Raw genomic sequence first — 669 nt, forward strand, 5'->3', positions numbered from 1 at the left:
CGGGCGGCCGGGCACGACGGTGTGCGAACCTACCTGCTCGAGCACGGCGCCTGGGCCAAGGGCATCGCCGTCATGACCGACAAGGCCCTGGCCGCTGCCGGTGAGCAGTCCATCGCGTTGCCCGGCGAGGCAGTCACCGCGCCCCTGATCGCCCGGCTGGCAGCTCAGCTGCTCGACTTGGACCGCGAGATCAAAGCCCTCGACAAACAGCTCACCGAGCGATTCGGTGAGCATCCTCACGCCGCGGCCATCACCAGTGTGGACGGATTCGGCCCGATTCTGGGCGCGCAACTGCTGGCCGAGGCCGGCGGTGACCTGCGGTCGGTCTTCGGTAGCGCGGGGCGGCTTGCCGCTTACGCCGGGCTGGCACCGGTGCCCCGCGACTCCGGCAAGATCACCGGAAACCTGCACCGCCCCAAGCGATATCACCGAGGCATGCGCAAAGTCTTCTACATGGCCGCGCTGTCGAGTATCCGCCGTGCCGACGGTCCCTCCCGCGCTTTCTACCAGAAGAAACGAGCCGAGGGGAAAGCCCACACCCAAGCACTCATCGCCCTGGCCCGCCGCCTTATCGACGTCATCTGGGCGCTCATCCGCGACAACCGCACCTTCACCATCGAGGCACCAGCCCCGATCAGCGCTGCGGCTTGACACCATCATTGAAACTCC

At 67.3% G+C, this 669-nt stretch carries 1 protein-coding gene; it reads left to right on the top strand.

Annotated features, from left to right (window positions below):
* The coding region (locus ACLMAL_RS39705; RefSeq protein ID WP_412003784.1) for a transposase at nt 1-651 on the top strand (651 nt) is incomplete at its 5' end.
* Nucleotides 652-669 lie beyond the last annotated feature (18 nt).

The organism is Nocardia sp. CWNU-33, from assembly GCF_046764895.1.
GTDB lineage: Bacteria > Actinomycetota > Actinomycetes > Mycobacteriales > Mycobacteriaceae > Nocardia.